The sequence below is a fragment of the Aliishimia ponticola genome, from assembly GCF_004803475.1.
Classification (GTDB): Bacteria; Pseudomonadota; Alphaproteobacteria; order Rhodobacterales; family Rhodobacteraceae; genus Aliishimia; species Aliishimia ponticola.
This window is the reverse complement of record NZ_SRKY01000004.1, coordinates 236,094-252,374: the sequence shown is the minus strand read 5'-3', so window position 1 is coordinate 252,374 and position 16,281 is coordinate 236,094. Positions and strand designations below refer to the sequence as shown.

The 16,281-nt window shown below is 62.1% G+C and carries 12 protein-coding genes; 4 read left to right on the top strand and 8 right to left on the bottom strand.

Going from position 1 to position 16,281, the window contains the following annotated elements; all coding sequences use genetic code 11:
• Positions 1 to 14 precede the first annotated feature (14 nt).
• Positions 15 to 2,027, top strand: coding sequence for a M3 family metallopeptidase (locus E4Z66_RS15545; RefSeq protein ID WP_136463971.1), 2,013 nt, complete (start codon positions 15 to 17; stop codon positions 2,025 to 2,027).
• Between the two features lie 177 nt (positions 2,028 to 2,204).
• Here E4Z66_RS15545 and E4Z66_RS15540 read toward each other — a convergent pair whose 3' ends face one another.
• The 7 genes from E4Z66_RS15540 to E4Z66_RS15510 all read right to left on the bottom strand — a co-directional run bounded on the left by E4Z66_RS15540 (position 2,205) and on the right by E4Z66_RS15510 (position 10,549).
• On the bottom strand, positions 2,205 to 3,125 hold the full coding sequence (locus tag E4Z66_RS15540; protein WP_136463970.1) for a 2-hydroxyacid dehydrogenase: 921 nt from the start codon (positions 3,123 to 3,125) through the stop codon (positions 2,205 to 2,207).
• Positions 3,125 to 4,264 carry a rod shape-determining protein RodA gene (gene rodA, locus E4Z66_RS15535; protein ID WP_136463969.1) on the bottom strand — a complete coding sequence of 380 codons (1,140 nt, stop codon included), beginning with the start codon at positions 4,262 to 4,264 and terminating at the stop codon, positions 3,125 to 3,127. The genes E4Z66_RS15540 and rodA overlap by 1 nt, the downstream gene beginning before the upstream one ends.
• Entirely contained in the window at positions 4,261 to 6,210 is a 1,950-nt protein-coding gene (gene mrdA, locus E4Z66_RS15530) for a penicillin-binding protein 2 (RefSeq protein ID WP_136463968.1), read from the bottom strand. The genes rodA and mrdA overlap by 4 nt, the downstream gene beginning before the upstream one ends.
• Entirely contained in the window at positions 6,207 to 6,746 is a 540-nt protein-coding gene (locus tag E4Z66_RS15525) for a rod shape-determining protein MreD (RefSeq protein WP_211097170.1), read from the bottom strand. The genes mrdA and E4Z66_RS15525 overlap by 4 nt, the downstream gene beginning before the upstream one ends.
• Positions 6,739 to 7,638 carry a rod shape-determining protein MreC gene (mreC, locus tag E4Z66_RS15520; protein WP_136463967.1) on the bottom strand — a complete coding sequence of 300 codons (900 nt, stop codon included), beginning with the start codon at positions 7,636 to 7,638 and terminating at the stop codon, positions 6,739 to 6,741. The genes E4Z66_RS15525 and mreC overlap by 8 nt, the downstream gene beginning before the upstream one ends.
• 67 nt (positions 7,639 to 7,705) lie before the next feature.
• Positions 7,706 to 8,752 carry a rod shape-determining protein gene (locus E4Z66_RS15515; protein WP_136463966.1) on the bottom strand — a complete coding sequence of 349 codons (1,047 nt, stop codon included), beginning with the start codon at positions 8,750 to 8,752 and terminating at the stop codon, positions 7,706 to 7,708.
• Between the two features lie 225 nt (positions 8,753 to 8,977).
• Positions 8,978 to 10,549, bottom strand: a complete 1,572-nt coding sequence (locus E4Z66_RS15510; protein ID WP_136463965.1) for a 2-isopropylmalate synthase — start codon at positions 10,547 to 10,549, stop codon at positions 8,978 to 8,980.
• 288 nt (positions 10,550 to 10,837) lie between these two features.
• On the opposite strand from E4Z66_RS15510, the gene E4Z66_RS15505 reads away from it, so the two are divergent.
• Positions 10,838 to 11,500, top strand: a complete 663-nt coding sequence (locus tag E4Z66_RS15505) for an SDR family NAD(P)-dependent oxidoreductase (RefSeq protein WP_136463964.1) — start codon at positions 10,838 to 10,840, stop codon at positions 11,498 to 11,500.
• Positions 11,497 to 13,023 (top strand): cryptochrome/photolyase family protein, encoded by a 1,527-nt coding sequence (locus E4Z66_RS15500; protein ID WP_211097169.1) that lies wholly within the window; start codon positions 11,497 to 11,499, stop codon positions 13,021 to 13,023. Before E4Z66_RS15505 ends, E4Z66_RS15500 begins: the two co-directional genes overlap by 4 nt.
• Positions 13,024 to 13,036: 13 nt before the next feature.
• Here E4Z66_RS15500 and E4Z66_RS15495 read toward each other — a convergent pair whose 3' ends face one another.
• On the bottom strand, positions 13,037 to 14,425 hold the full coding sequence (locus E4Z66_RS15495) for an MORN repeat-containing protein (protein ID WP_136463962.1): 1,389 nt from the start codon (positions 14,423 to 14,425) through the stop codon (positions 13,037 to 13,039).
• A 155-nt stretch (positions 14,426 to 14,580) separates the two neighbouring features.
• Between E4Z66_RS15495 and E4Z66_RS15490 the strand changes: the two genes are divergently transcribed.
• Entirely contained in the window at positions 14,581 to 16,239 is a 1,659-nt protein-coding gene (locus E4Z66_RS15490; RefSeq protein ID WP_136463961.1) for an NAD+ synthase, read from the top strand.
• Positions 16,240 to 16,281 lie beyond the last annotated feature (42 nt).

Below are 16,281 nucleotides of genomic sequence, written 5' to 3'. Positions count from 1 at the left end.
AGGAGACTTTCTTCATGCAAAATACGTTCCTCGCGCATTGGGACACCCCCTTCGGTCTGCCGCCTTTCGACCAGATCGATGATGAAATGTTTGCCCCTGCGCTGGACAAGGCGCTGGCCTTGCACACTGCTGAAATCGCGGCGATTTCCGCTGATCGGGATGCACCGACATTCGAAAATGTCATTGGGGCGCTCGAAGCCGCCGGGAGCGAGCTTGACCGCGTTCTGGGCGTGTTCTTCAACGTCGCAGGGGCCGACAGCAATCCCAAGAGGGAAGAGTTGCAGCGGACGTTTTCGCCGAAACTGGCCGTCCATTTCGCCGAAGTTTCGTCGAACAAGAAGCTTTTCGCGCGGATTGCCGCCGTTTGGGACGCCCGCGACAGCCTTGATCTGACCGACGAACAGGCGCGCGTGCTGATGCTGACCCATCGCGGTTTCGTCCGCGCTGGCGCGGCGCTGGAAGGCGAAGACGAAGACCGGATGAAGGCGATCAAATCCCGTCTGGCGGAACTGGGCACCGCGTTCACTCAGAACCTGCTCGCCGATGAGCGTAGCTGGTACATGAAGCTGGCCGATGACGATCTGGAAGGGTTGCCCGAATTCGTCGTGTCTGCGGCACGTGCGGCAGGAGCAGAGAAAAACGCAGGCGGCCCGGTTGTGACGCTGAGCCGATCCTTGATCGTGCCATTCCTGCAATTTTCACCGCGCCGCGACCTGCGCGAGACGGCGTACAAGGCCTGGGCCGCCCGTGGGGCGAATGGGGGTGAAACGGATAACCGCGAGATCGCGGCAGAGATCCTCAAGCTGCGGGAAGAGCGCGCCAAGCTTCTCGGTTATCCCGATTTCGCGTCCTATAAGCTGGAAACGGAAATGGCCGGCACTCCGGAGAAGGTCCGTGAGCTCTTGATGGCCGTGTGGAAACCCGCACGCCAGCGCGCGGAGGAAGACGGCGCGGTTCTGGCGAACATGATGAAAGAGGATGGCATCAATGGCGACCTGGAGCCGTGGGATTGGCGCTATTACTCCGAAAAGCGCCGCGCGGCGGAGCATGATTTGGACGAGGCCGAGATCAAGCCGTATTTCCAGCTCGACCGGATGATCGAGGCGGCTTTTGACTGTGCCTCGAAACTCTTTGGGTTGCAGTTCCGGCCACTGGATGTGCCGCTGTACCATGAGGATTGCCGTGCATGGGAAGTCACTCGCGACGGGGAGCATGTCGCCGTCTTCATCGGGGATTACTTCGCGCGGGGCAGCAAACGCTCGGGCGCGTGGTGCTCGGCCATCCGCAGTCAGGCGAACTGGCCCGATCCGCAGCGGCCCATCGTCGTCAATGTCTGCAACTTCGCGAAGGGCGACCCCGCGCTTCTGAGCTATGACGACGCGCGGACCTTGTTCCATGAATTTGGCCACGCGCTGCACCAGATGCTGTCGAACGTGACCTATGAAAGCGTATCGGGAACATCGGTGGCGCGGGACTTTGTCGAACTGCCATCGCAGCTTTACGAACACTGGCTGGAAGTGCCGGAAGTTCTGCGCGAATTCGCGACCCATGCGGAAACCGGCGCGCCCATGCCCGAAGACCTGTTGAACCGCGTTCTGGCTGCGGCGACCTATGACATGGGGTTCCAGACTGTGGAATATGTGGCCTCGGCGCTGGTCGATCTGGCCTTTCACGAAGGCGCGGCCCCGGCTGATCCGATGGCCAAACAGGCAGAGGTGCTGGAGGCGCTGGGTATGCCGCACGCCATCGGGATGCGCCATGCGACACCGCATTTCGCCCATGTCTTCGCGGGCGACGGGTATTCGTCGGGCTACTATTCCTACATGTGGTCGGAAGTGATGGATGCGGATGCTTTCGCGGCGTTCGAAGAGGCGGGAAGCGCCTTTGATCCGGAGCGGGCCAAGGCGTTGGAGGAACATATCCTCTCTACGGGTGGCAGCGTCGAAGCTGCGGACCTTTATGTCGCCTTCCGCGGGCGTCTTCCGGGTGTCGAAGCGCTTCTCAAAGGGCGCGGTCTGGCGGCTTGACCCCTTTGCTTGTGGCCTTGCGGCCTGCCATCGCAGAGTGGCGGGCCGGAGAGGTCGCACGCAATTCCGGGCGCTGAGCCGTGAGTATTTTTAGAACGCTGAAGGCAGGCGCGCGCGGCGGGCGGATATGTTGCGACCTATGAGCGCCATGTAGGGTACGGCTTCAGCCTAGCTTGGTCAGTAGCCCCGTGACCGATCCACGAGGTGGAGCAGGGGGGCACCGGATTCGTTGCGGCGGATATTGTCGGCGATGGTCCGGGCCGACCATTTTGGCCGGGTTTCCGAGGCGATATGCGGGGTGACCGTGATGCCGGCATGGTGCCAGAAGGGGTGACCTTGCGGCAGGGGTTCGGTGCGGAAGGTGTCGAGCGTTGCATGGCTTAACTGGCCGGAGTTCAGCGCATCCAATAGTGCGTCATCGTCAATCAGCGGGCCGCGGCCGGGATTAAGCAGGAAGGCACCAGGCGCCAGCTTGGCGAAGGTTCCGGCATTCATGATCTGCGTTGTTGCCGGCGTGTCGGGGAGAAGCAGGACGACGCCGCCAGCCCCGGTGAGGGCTTCGGACAGGTCGGTGTGGCACGTGACGCCTTCCACGGTTTTTTCAGACCGCGCCCAGCCATGGGTGTCGAAGCCAATGCGTGCCAGAGACTGTGCGCAAGCCGTGCCCAGTTCCCCCAACCCCAGCACTGTCACTTTGCGGTCCCAGGCCACGGGGGGCGCTTTGGGGGCCCATTCTCCGGGTTGGGCGAGGATATGGGCATCCATGCCAAGGTGGTGGCGCAGGACGTGGCCTGTGACCCATTCGACCATGCCTTGTGTGAGCGCCATATCCACCATCCGGCAAAGCGGTATATGCAGTGTCGGATTGTTCACGATCCCTTCCACCCCGGCCCAGAGGTTCAGCACGGCCTTGGCGCGTGTATAGGGGGTGAAATCCTGAAGGGGGGAGTTCGGGGCGTAGATGATGTAGTCCACCATCTCTGCGGGGATGTCGGTCGCCAGATGGACCTGCAGACCGGCTTCGGCAAAGGCTTCGGTCAGCGGAGTTTCGTAGAGCGGCCAGCGTTCGGGACGGGCGGCGAAGAGGACGTTGATCATTAACGAGGCCTATGGACATGAGCCGATTGCACCAGACCGAAGGCCAGCATGAGGACGAGCATCGCCGATCCCCCGTAGCTGACCAGCGGTAACGGCACGCCGACGACCGGGGCAAGCCCCATGACCATCGACATGTTCACGGCGAAGAAGAGGAAGAAGTTCAGTGCGATGCCGAGGATCAGAAGGTTTGAAAACCGGTCTCGGTTCATCAGCGCCGAGGTGACACAGAACAGGATGATCAGCGCGTACAGCGCAAGCAGGGTGAAGCCGCCGACAAAGCCGAACTCTTCGGCTAGTGTCGTAAAGATGAAGTCCGTGTGCTTTTCCGGCAGGAAGTTGAGCCGCGATTGCGTCCCTTGCATGAAGCCGCGCCCGGTCCACCCGCCAGAGCCAAGCGCGATCTTCGATTGGGTGATGTGATAGCCAGCGCCCAGCGGATCCTGACTGGGGTCCAGAAACGTGTCGATGCGCCGATACTGGTAGTCTTTCAGCAGTTGCCATGGCGTTCCGCGCGACTGGAATACCGCCGTGACAAGTCCGACGGCCGCTGTCACCACCGCTGCGAAATAGGCCCAATGCACCCCGGCGACGAACATCAGCCCGCCACCGGCGGTCAATAGCAGGATCGCCGTGCCAAGGTCCGGCTGGCGCAGCACCAGGGCCGTCGGCAAGAAGATCAGAATGAGCGGCAGGATGACCCAAAGCGGCCGAGAGGTCCGTTTCTGGGGCAGGGCGTCGTAATAGGCGGCCAAGGCCATAACCAGCGTGATCTTCATCAGCTCTGACGGTTGCAGCCGCATGAACCCAAGGTCGATCCAGCGCTGCGCTCCCATCCCGACAGAGCCGAAGAACTCCACCGCCAGCAAAAGCAGGACCGAAACGCCATAGGCGACACCGGCCATGGACCGCCAGAACCAGATCGGCACCATGGCGACGAGTATCATCAGCAGAAACCCGACGGCAAAGCGTTTCGCCTGCGGTTCGGCCCATGTGGAAAATGTCCCGCCCGCGACGGAGTAGAGCATCAGAAAGCCGATCCCGGCGACGCTGGCCAGCAGCAAGGCAAGCGGCCAGTTCAGGAACAGAATCTTGCGTGCGCCGCTTGGGACATGTTTGACCGTGTACTCTAGATAGCTCACGCCTGTTCCTCCGGGCTGCCCACGCCGCGCGCAATCGGGCGGACTTCGCGAAGGCGTTCCTGCTGCGCGCTGATGCGTCCGCGATCCTTGCGCGGATAGGCGTCCAGCGGCGGTTCGCCCCCGTAGAGCGCTTGCAGTGTGACGTCCCGCGCGATCGGCGCCGCAGCGGTCGAGCCGCCGCCGCCATGTTCGACCACGACGCAGACCGCATAGCGGGGATTGTCGAACGGCGCGAAGTTCACGAACAAGGCGTGGTCGCGCCGCTCCCAAGGCAGATCTTCGTTGCGCGTCACTCCGCGCGCGCGTTCCTCGGCGGTGATGTTGCGGACTTGGCTGGTGCCGGTCTTGCCCGCAATCCGCATCCCCTCGGCGATGCTGCGCGAGCCATAGGCTGTGCCGCGCCGATCATTCACCACCTCGTACATGGCGCGGCGCACCTGGGCCAGATGCCCCTGGTTCAGCCCCATGGCTTCGCCCGCGCCGGAGGGCGTCTCGACCCCGTCGATTGTCTTGATCAAACGCGGGGACACCGACCGCCCCGTGGCAATCCGCGCCGCCATGACCGCCAGTTGGATCGGAGAGGCCAGCATATAGCCCTGCCCGATAGAGGCGTTGACCGTGTCGCCGATCCGCCAGTCCTGCTGATAGGTCGATTGCTTCCACGCCTTGGTCGGGGTCAGCCCTTGAGCGACGGCGGACATGGGCAGATCGTGCCGGACGCCCAGACCAAACCGATTGGCCATGGCCGAGATTTTTTCGATCCCGACTTTCAGCGCGAGGTCATAGTAGTAGACGTCGCAGCTTTGCTTGAGCGAATTGGCAAGGTCCATCCAGCCATGGCCCACACGTTTCCAGCAGTGAAAGCGGCGGCCCGCGACCTCCAGATGGCCGGGACAATAGACCGTGTCATCGGCATCGATCAGCCCGTCTTCCAACGCGGCCATGGCGGTAATCATCTTGAAGGTCGAACCGGGCGGATAGGTGCCCTGCACGGATTTGGACGCCAGCGGACGGAAGGTATTTTGCGTCAGGGCCCGGTAATCGGCAACGGAAATGCCCTGCACAAAGAGGTTTGGATCGAATGTCGGCGAGGACGCGATTGCCATGAGGTCGCCATTTTGCACATCGATCACGATGGCCGAGGCGCTTTCCTCGCCCAGACGGGCCTGCACATAGCTTTGCAGGTTCGCGTCGATGGTGAGCTGCAAGTCTTGCCCAGCGGTGCCTTGCTTGCGTGACAACTCGCGCATGACCCGGCCCGTTGCGTTCACTTCGACACGTTTGGCCCCTGCCTTGCCGCGCAACCGTTCTTCGTATTTCGCCTCGACGCCGACCTTGCCGATCTGGAAACGAGGAATGCGGAGCAACTGATCCGGGTTTTCGATCTTTTCCAGATCGTAATCCGACACCGGGCCGACATATCCCAGCACATGCGCATAGTCCGACCCCATGGGGTAATAGCGGGTCAGACCGACCTCTGGCGTGATGCCCGGCAGTGCTGGCGCGTTGACCGACACTTTCGACACCGTATCCCAACTGACGTTCTCGGCGATGGTCACGGGCAGAAACGGGGCGGAACGGCGCATTTCTTCCAGCGCGGCGTCAAGTTCCTCCGGGTCGAGTTCGACCAGCTTTTGCAGGCGCTGGATCACGGTTTTCACATCGCCCGCATTCTCGCGCACGATGACGATCCGGTAGGACGGCACATTGCGCGCAAGCTGCACGCCGTTGCGGTCGAAAATCTCGCCCCGTTCCGGCGGGATCAGGCGGATATTGATGCGGTTTTCTTCGGCCAGCAGGCGGTATTCATCCGCTTGTTCCAGCTGGAGATATTGCATCCGTGCGGCCAGACCGGTGACGAACATCAACTGCATGCCGCCCAGCAGCGTTGCGCGGCGGGTCAGGTTCTTATGGGCGGCTTCGAGGTCTGCGCGGGGGCGTCTCATAGGCGGTGTCCCAACTTGTCGATATCGCCGGGGGCGGACAGGCGCACGCCGAATACAAGGGCCGATACACCGACGATCAGCGGATAGACAGCGGCAGTGGCTATGGTCTGGAACGTGGCTAGGATCAGCGACGGCGCGGGCACGAAGAAGATCGCCAGCGCCACGCGGTTGGCGACGGCGGTCGCAATGATCAGCACGGCGGCGCGGCCCCATTCGGCAGCAAAACCCGCATCGCGCAGGCGCAGCATTCGGGTCTGCAGATCAAAGCACGCCATCAGCATCAGCGCTGCGCCAAGGCCCGGTGGGCGCGACAGCAGCAGATCGGCCAGAAAGAAAACGGCGGCCAGCAGCGGCACAGGCACGTATTCCGGGCGCCGTACCGACCAAGCCAGCGCAAAGCCGAACAGCAGGTCCGGGCCCGCCCATCCGCGCGTCAATGTTTGCAGCGGCAAGAGGTTCCCCAGCAGGATCACAAGGGCAAGGGCGACGAATACCGCCCGCATGGTCCAAAGGCTGAGAGGCGCGACGTTATTCACTGTCGGCCACCTGTTCCGGATCCGGCAGGGGCTGCCCCTCGCGGATCACGGTGCCTTCGTCGGACACGGTGGGCGTGCCGTTGTGGCGCAGTACCCGCAAGAATTCGAGCCGTTCATAATCGGCGGCAAGGCGCACGCGCAGACCGCCATTCCGATCCACCTCAAGCGAGCCGATGAGCAGCCCGGCCGGGAACACGCCCCCATCGCCGGAACTTACGACCCGGTCGCCCGGACGCACCGCATCGCGGCTTTCGATGAAATCCACCGGCGGACGTCCGGTATTGTCACCCGCAACAATGGCACGCTGGCCCGAAGGCTGGATGACCGCCGGAACCCGGCTGTTCGCATCCGTCAGCAGCAATACGCGCGAGGTGTTCTTTGCCACGCCCGAAATCCGCCCGACCAGCCCGATCCCATCCATCGCTGCCCAGCCGTCCACGATGCCGTCGCGGGCGCCGATATTCAGCAGGACCGACTGCCGGAATGGCGAGCCGCTATCGGCCAGCACGACCCCGGTGATATAGGTCAGGCGCGGATCAAGCTGCACATTGTTGAGGTCCAGGAGGCGGGCGTTTTCCTGTTCAAGCTGCAGCGCCGCTTCTTTCCACGCGCGCATCTGGCGCAACTCCCGGCGCAGTTCGGCGTTTTGTTCGGCCAGCCGGTGATAGCTTTGGAAATCGCGGGCCAGATTGACGGTGCCGGTGACCGGGGCCATCGCCCAATCCATATTCGGCACCAGCCGGTCGGTGATCTGCGCGCGCAGCTTTTCGACGCGGGGGCTGTCGATGCGCCACACGATGAAGACGCCGACAAGGAACAGAATGGCAATACCAAGCAGAAGCCGCTGAAGCGGCGCGACATAATCTGCGCTGTTCGTCCGATCTTTGGCCAAGGTCCGTACGTCCTTCCCCCGATGGGCCGGGGTTGTCGTCAACTATAGCCCGAGTTTATCAGGCGCGTCAGCTATCGTAATCGATAGCGTGGCGCAGTTGTTTTTCGTATTCCAACGCCTTGCCGGTGCCCAATGCCACGCAGTTGAGCGATTCATCCGCAATCGACACGGCCAGCCCGGTCTGTTCACGCAGGGCAAGGTCGAGATCACCCAGCAGCGCGCCGCCGCCGGTCAGCATCACGCCGCGATCCACGATGTCGGCGGCCAGGTCGGGCGGGGTTGTTTCAAGCGCGGTCATCACCGCTTCGCAAATTTGCTGCACCGGTTCTGCAAGCGCTTCGGCGATTTGCGCCGCAGTCACTTCGATTTCCTTCGGGACACCATTCAGCAGGTCGCGCCCGCGGATTTGCATGGCGCTGCCACGGCCATCATCGGGCATCCGTGCGGTCCCGATAGAGGTCTTGATCCGCTCTGCGGTGGTTTCGCCCACCAGAAGGTTCTGCTGGCGGCGCAGATAGGAAATGATCGCCTCGTCCATCCGGTCGCCCCCGACGCGGACAGAACGGGCATACACGATGTCGCCCAGCGACAGAACGGCCACTTCGGTTGTCCCACCGCCGATATCCACGACCATGTTCCCGGTCGGGTCGGTGATCGGCATACCGGCGCCAATGGCAGCGGCAATCGGTTCCGCGATCAGGCCCGCGCGGCGGGCACCCGCCGACAGAACGGATTGGCGAATGGCGCGCTTTTCAACGGGCGTGGCGCCATGCGGAACACAAACGATGATTTTGGGCTTGGAGAAAGTCGAACGTTTGTGAACCTTGCGGATGAAGTGCTTGATCATCTCTTCGGCCACGTCGAAATCGGCAATCACGCCTTCGCGCATCGGGCGGATCGCCTCGATCGAGCCGGGCGTCCGGCCCAGCATCAGCTTGGCATCCTCACCCACGGCGAGGACTTTCTTGACGCCATCCTTGACGTGATACGCAACGACGGAGGGTTCGGACAAGATCACGCCCCGGCCTTTCACATAGACCAGCGTGTTTGCCGTGCCCAAATCAATCGCCATATCAGACGAGAAAAGCCCGCCCAGTCCGTCAAAAATCGCCATGATGCTCCGCGCGTCCCGCCCATAAGATTCGCAAATCGGCCCGCGACTCTGTCAGACCGCAGACCGCTCGGCTTATAAGGTCACGCGCCGTCAGACGAAAGGGGCCATGCAGGACAAATCAGCGCGATTTCGCTACATGGCCCAATCACCGGCCGCCTTGCGCCACTGCGATGAGCGCCTGAATTGGCGCCGCAGCTTTCACCGCGGCGCATAACTGGCAGGGTGTTATCCAGCGTCTTTGTAGCTGACCGTCTTGGTGTCATAGCCCACTTCGGTCGTCTCGCGGCGGATCAGCAGGCGGTTAAGCGCGTTGACATAGGCCTTGGCCGAGGCAACGACCGTATCGGTATCCGCCGATTGACCCGTTGCCGTCTTGCCGTCCTCTTCCATCCGCACAGACACGGTGGCCTGCGCGTCGGTGCCTTCGGTCACGGCATGTACCTGATACAGTTGCAGCCGGGCGGAGTGGTCGAACAGGGCCTTCACGGCGTTGAAAGTCGCATCCACCGGACCGTCGCCCGTCGCCGTGGTGCTGACGTCCTTGCCGTCGATTTCCATCACGAGGTCGGCGGTCTGCGGACCCTCGGTGCCACAGACGACACGCAGCGACTTGATCTTGAGGCGGTCGGATTGTTCCGACGCAGCCGCGTCGCGCATCAGGGCGATCAGATCGTCGTCAAAGACCTCTTTCTTGCGATCGGCCAGTTCCTTGAACCGCACGAACACATCCTTGAGCTGGTTGTCGCCCATTTCGAAGCCGAGATCGTTCAGCTTGGCCCGCAGCGCGGCGCGTCCCGAATGCTTGCCCAGCGGCAAGGACGTACCGGCAAGACCGACATCTTCGGGGCGCATGATCTCGAACGTTTCGGCGTTTTTGAGCATCCCGTCCTGGTGGATGCCGCTTTCATGCGCGAAGGCGTTCTTGCCGACGATGGCCTTGTTGAACTGCACCGGGAAGCCCGACACCGTGGAGACACGGCGCGAGATATGCATGATCTTCTTGGTGTCGATCTGCGTGTGGAACGGCATGATGTCGTTGCGCACTTTCAGGGCCATCACGACCTCTTCCAGCGCGGTGTTGCCCGCCCGTTCGCCAAGCCCGTTGATCGTGCATTCGATCTGGCGCGCGCCGGCTTCGACCGCAGCGAGGCTGTTGGCAGTCGCCATGCCCAGATCATTGTGACAGTGGGTGGCCCAGATCACGTCATGCCCGCCTTCGACCTCGTCAATCAGGCGGCGGATCAGTTCGGCGCTTTCGCGCGGCGCGGTGTAGCCCACCGTATCGGGGATGTTGATCGTCGTCGCCCCCGACTTGATCGCGATTTCGCACACCCGCTTGAGGTAGTCCCATTCGGTCCGGGTCGCATCCATCGGCGACCATTGCACGTTGTCGCACAGGTTCCGGGCATGGGTGACGGTCTGTTCGATCCGTTCGGCCATCTCATCCTGCGTGAGGTTCGGGATCGCCCGGTGCAGCGGCGAGGTGCCGATAAAGGTGTGGATACGTGGCGATTTCGCGTGCTTTACCGCTTCCCAGCAGCGGTCGATATCGGGAAGCTGCGCGCGGGCCAGCCCGCAGATCGTGGCGTTCTTGGATTGGCGCGCGATTTCGGAGACCGCCTGAAAATCGCCTTCGGACGCGATGGGAAACCCGGCTTCGATAATGTCCACGCCCATATCGTCAAGCAGCCCGGCAATTTCGAGCTTTTCAGCATGGGTCATGGTCGCGCCGGGAGATTGCTCGCCATCGCGCAGGGTTGTGTCGAAGATCAACACGCGGTTTTTGTCTGTGGTCATTTTGATATCTCTCTTGATCCTAAATCCTTGGGCGCGATCACCTGACCTCTGAGCGGACGCAGCCCTAAGGCACGCTCAGAGGCGGATTAGGAGGAGCAGGCCAAGCGGAGCCGCGCCGAAAAGGCGGGCGCGTGCGATATGTTGGCCGTGTGTCATGGGGCAAGGTTATACCCGGTGATCGGAAAATGGAAAGGGGCTTTCTTGCGATGGGCGGCGGAAGCCTCCGGCGGGAGTATTTCGCGAACAATGAAGGCTGGACCTGCGCCCGGCGACCTCTAGGTCCGGGGTATGGAACAGATTCTTGTCATAGGGGCGTCGGGCGGAATTGGGCGCGCGCTTTGTGCGGCTTTGGAGGGCCAGGGTTTTGCTGTGATCCGGCGTTCGCGGTCTGTCGATGGGTTTGACGTGACGGATGAGGGTGCCGTTCGAGATGGGTTGGCGGGGCTTGAGGGCTTGGCGGGGGTGATCGTCGCCTCGGGCGCGCTGGAGATTGACGGCGCGGAGCCTGAAAAGACGATCAAGGCGATCCGGGCGCAGGCGATGGCGGACCAGTTTGCGTTGAACGCGATTGGCCCGGCGCTGGTCCTGCGTCATGCGCCGCGCCTGTTGCGAAGGGAAGGGCGCAGCGTTTTTGCGGTGTTGACTGCGCGGGTAGGGTCGATTGGGGACAATCGGCTGGGCGGCTGGGTCAGCTACCGGGCCGCGAAGGCCGCAGCGAACCAGATCGTGCGGACCGGGGCCATCGAGTTGGCACGCACGCACCCGGACGCGGTTTGTGTGGCGTTGCATCCCGGCACGGTACGCACGGCTTTTACAGAGAAATATCTGGGGCGGCATCCCGCGGTTGCGCCGGACGAGGCGGCAGGCAATGTGCTGCGGGTTCTTGAGGGGCTGACCCCTGCGCAGACGGGAGGATTTTACGATTGGGCCGGGAAGGAGGTGCCGTGGTGAGCCGGCTTGTTCTTGTGTTGGGCGACCAGTTATCGCCGGAACTGGCGGGATTGCAGGCGGCGGACCGGGCGGCCGACATCGTGGTGATGGCGGAAGTCGCGGAAGAGGCCTCTTACGTGGGGCATCATCCCAAGAAGATCGCTTTCATCTTTGCCTCCATGCGCAAGTTCGCGGCGTCTTTGCGGGCCGCGGGCTGGCAGGTTGCCTATTCGGAATTCGACGATTCCGAGAATTCGGGATCGATCGCGGGCGAGCTGCTGCGCCGTGCCGACCAGTATGAGGCGTCCGATGTCGTGGTCACGGAGCCGGGTGAATGGCGGCTGATCGAGGCGCTGCGCGACGTGCCGTTAAAGGTTGAGATGTTGGAGGATGACCGGTTCCTTGCCTCTCATGCCGAGTTTGAGCGTTGGGCCGAGGGTCGCAAGGCGCTGCGGATGGAGTATTTCTATCGTGAGATGCGGCGCAAGACCGGGCTTCTGATGGACGGCGATAACCCGGCGGAGGGAAAGTGGAACTTCGATCATGAGAACCGCAAGCCCGCCCCCGATGAGGTCAGCTTTGGCGGGCCGATGCAGTTCACACCGGACGAGGTGGTGCAGGAGGTTCTGGACCTTGTCGAAGCGCGGTTTGGCGACAATTTCGGCGACCTGCGCCCTTTCTGGTTCGCCACGGATCGCAGCCAAGCGCGGCGAGCGCTGTCGAAGTTCATCCGCGAGGCGCTTCCCAAGTTCGGGGATTTTCAGGACGCGATGCTGATGGAGAACAGGTTTCTCTATCATGCGGTGATCTCCATGTATCTGAACGCGGGTCTTTTGACCGTGATGGAGATTTGCGAGGCGGCGCAGGATGCGTGGCAGGCGGGCGATGTGCCGATCAACGCGGCGGAAGGGTTCATCCGCCAGATCATCGGCTGGCGCGAGTATGTGCGCGGGATCTACTTTCTTGAGGGGCCGGACTACACGCGGCGCAATGCGCTGACGCATGACCGCGATTTGCCATGGCTGTACTGGGGCGGTGAGACGAAGATGCAGTGCATGGCGCGCGCGGTCGAACAGACCCGCGAGGAGGCTTATGCCCACCATATCCAGCGCCTGATGGTGACGGGCAATTTCGCGCTGCTGGCGGGGATCGACCCTGCGCAGGTGCATGAATGGTATCTGGCGGTCTATGCCGATGCGTTCGAATGGGTCGAGGCACCGAACACCATCGGGATGAGCCAGTACGCCGATGGGGGGATCATCGCCTCAAAGCCTTATGTAAGCTCTGGCGCCTATATCAACCGCATGTCGAACTACTGCAAATCCTGCGCCTATTCAGTAACGACGAAAACCGGCGAGGGCGCGTGCCCGTTCAATTTGCTGTATTGGCATTTTCTGGACCGGCACCGGGATCGGTTCGAGGGCAATGCCCGGATGGGAAACATGTATCGCACATGGGATCGCATGGATGCCGAACGGCGCAAAACGGTGCTGTCAGATGCACAGGCGTGGCTGGCGCGTATGGAGGCCGGAGAGGTCGTCTGACCGCCCCCGACCTTTAGCCGTCATCCTTGAAGGCGCCGTTCTCCCATTCGCCGCTTTCTTCCTGCCCGGAGGCATAGCGCATCGTGCCGGAGCCTGACCGTTTACCATCGACGAAGGCACCTTCATACACGTCACCATTGGCATAGGTCGCGCGGCCCTGTCCCGTGATCTGCCCGCGCTGCCATTCGCCATCATATTTGAAACCGGTGGGCAGTTCGATCGTGCCTTGGCCGTGGCGTTGGCCGTCCTCGAATTCACCGGTGTAGATCGTGCCATCGGGATAGACCGCGCGCCCGACGCCGTGACGTTTGCCTTCGCGCCATTCGCCCTCGTACCGGTAGCCATCCTCGTAGGTCATGATGCCCTGACCGTCATTGCGGGCATTTTTGAAGCCGCCAGTATAAGTGATGCCATTTGGATAGGTCGCGGTGCCTTCGCCTTCGATCACGCCCGCGACCCAATTGCCGTCATAGGTCGCGCCATCGGGATAGACGATCTTGCCCTGACCCTCGGCAAGGTCATCGCGGAATTGCCCCTCATAGACGGAACCATCGGGATAGGTGACGGTGCCCAGGCCTTCGATCTTGCCGGCCACCCAGTTGCCTTCGTAGATATAGCCGTCGGTGCCAATGAACTTGCCTTGGCCATGGCGGCGATCCTCGGCGAAGTCGCCCTCATAGATATCGCCATTGGCATAGGTCACCTTGCCTTTGCCCTCGCGCCGCCCAGCGACGAGCGCGCCTTCATAGACGTCGCCATTCGGCTGGGTCAGCACACCCGTGCCGTCCATCTGGTTGTCACGCCACGACCCGGTATAGATCAGCCCGTCGGGCAGGGTCAGCTTGCCTTGTCCGTGACGGGCGCCGTCTTTGACCTCACCATCATAGATGGAGCCGTCCGGATAGGTGATGACGCCGCTGCCATCCTTGACGCCGTCGATCCAGTCGCCTTTGTACTCGTAGCCTCCGGGGCTTTGCATCACGCCCTTGCCGTGGTGCTTGGCCGCGCGAAACCCGCCTTCGAAGCGCACGCCATTTGCGTATAGCGCGATGCCCTGGCCGGTGATCTTGCCGTCGACCCAGTCGCCTTCATAGGTGCCGCCATCGGCAAAGGTGATCTTGCCGAACCCGTGCGGTTTTCCTTTTTCGAAATTGCCCTCATATACCGATCCGTTCTGGAACCGGGCCACGCCCGCCCCGCGGATTTCGCCATCCACCCATGCGCCGGAATACTCATAGCCGTCGGGCTGTTTGTAGGTGCCTTGCCCATGCTGCAAACCGCCGCGGAACTCACCTTCGTAGATGCCGCCATTGTCGTATTGCTTGGTTTGAACAGTGCCATCCTGCGCGGAGGCGGCGGTCGTCAGCAATGCAAAGCAGAGCGAGAGGCCGAGGCGGGTCATGCGAGTCCTGTCAGCTTGTTCAATACAGTCAAAGACTAGGCGAAGGTTAACCCGGTCGCAACGTGTTTTGGACCTTCTGTACCTACCAGCGGTTGCGTCGCCTTTTCACTGGCGTCCGATCTGCTATTTGAGGCGAAAATCAAGGAGTCGCGCAAATGGCCGATCGGTTTCGCATCACATTGGGGCAGTTGAACCCGACCGTCGGGGATATCGACGGGAACGCCGCCAAAGTGTTTGAGCTTTGGCAGGCTGGCCGTGATGCCGGGGCCGATCTTGTGGCCCTGCCCGAGATGTTCATCACCGGCTACAACGCGCAGGATCTGGTGAAGAAGCCGGTGTTCCACCGCACCGCGATGGAAGCCGTGACCGCCTTGGCCGAGAAATGCGCCGATGGTCCGGCTTTGGCCATTGGGGGTCCATGGGCCGAGGACGGCAAGCTTTATAACGCCTATCTCATTTGCCGCGGCGGGCAGATCGTATCCAAGGTGTTCAAGCACGAATTGCCCAACGAGACCGTCTTTGACGAGGTGCGCATTTTTGATGCGGGCGCGCTGGGCGGCCCCTATGCCGTGGGCAATACCCGGATCGGCAGCCCGATCTGCGAGGATGCGTGGCACCTGGATGTGGCCGAAACGCTGGCCGAAACGGGGGCGGAGTTCCTGCTGGTGCCCAATGGTTCGCCTTATTACCGGAACAAGTTCGAAACCCGGCTCAACCATATGGTTGCCCGCGTGGTCGAAACCGGCCTGCCACTGATCTATCTCAACATGGTTGGCGGGCAGGACGATCAGGTGTTCGATGGCGGCAGTTTCGGCCTGAACGCCCATGGCGAGATCGCCTTCCGCCTTAATGTCTTCGATGAAGAGGTTTATCACGTCGATCTGGAGCGCGGTGCAGACGGTTGGCGCATCCTGCCGGGCGAAGAAGCGCCGCTTCCCGATGATTGGGAGCAAGACTACCGCGTGATGGTCACGGCGCTGCGCGACTATTGCGGCAAGACCGGGTTCGGCAAGGTGCTTCTGGGCATGTCGGGGGGCATCGACTCCGCGCTGGTCGCAACCATCGCTGCCGACGCGCTGGGGCCGGAAAACGTGCGCTGCGTGATGCTGCCTTCGGAATACACGTCTTCCGACAGTCTTGAGGATGCCGAAGCCTGCGCCAAGGCGCTGGGCTGCCGCTATGACTATGTGCCGATCAGCGGGCCGCGCGCGGCCGTGACCGAAGCGCTTGCGCCGCTGTTCGAAGGCACGCAACCGGGCCTGACAGAAGAGAACATCCAGTCACGCCTGCGCGGCCTGCTGCTGATGGCGCTGTCCAACAAGTTCGGGGATATGCTGCTGACCACCGGCAACAAATCCGAGGTCGCCGTGGGCTATGCCACGATCTATGGCGATATGTCCGGCGGCTATAATCCGATCAAGGATCTGTACAAAACGCGGGTGTTCGAAACCTGCCGTTGGCGCAACGCCAATCATCGTGACTGGATGATGGGGCCGGACGGGGCTGTGATCCCCGAACGGATCATCACCAAGCCGCCCTCAGCCGAACTGCGCGAGGACCAGAAGGACAGCGACAGCCTGCCCGATTACCCGGAACTCGATGCGATGCTGCACATCCTTGTGGATGAGGACGGATCCATCGCGGATTGCGTCGCAGCAGGCTTTGATGCGGATGTGGCGCGCAAGGTCGAAAAGCTGATTTACATCAGCGAATACAAGCGGTTCCAGTCTGCGCCCGGCGCCCGCCTGACAAAGGGGGCCTTCTGGCTTGACCGGCGGTATCCGATTGTGAACCGGTGGCGCGATCCAAGCTGATCCTGCGTCTGGATGACAAAAGACCCCGGCAATGACCGGGGT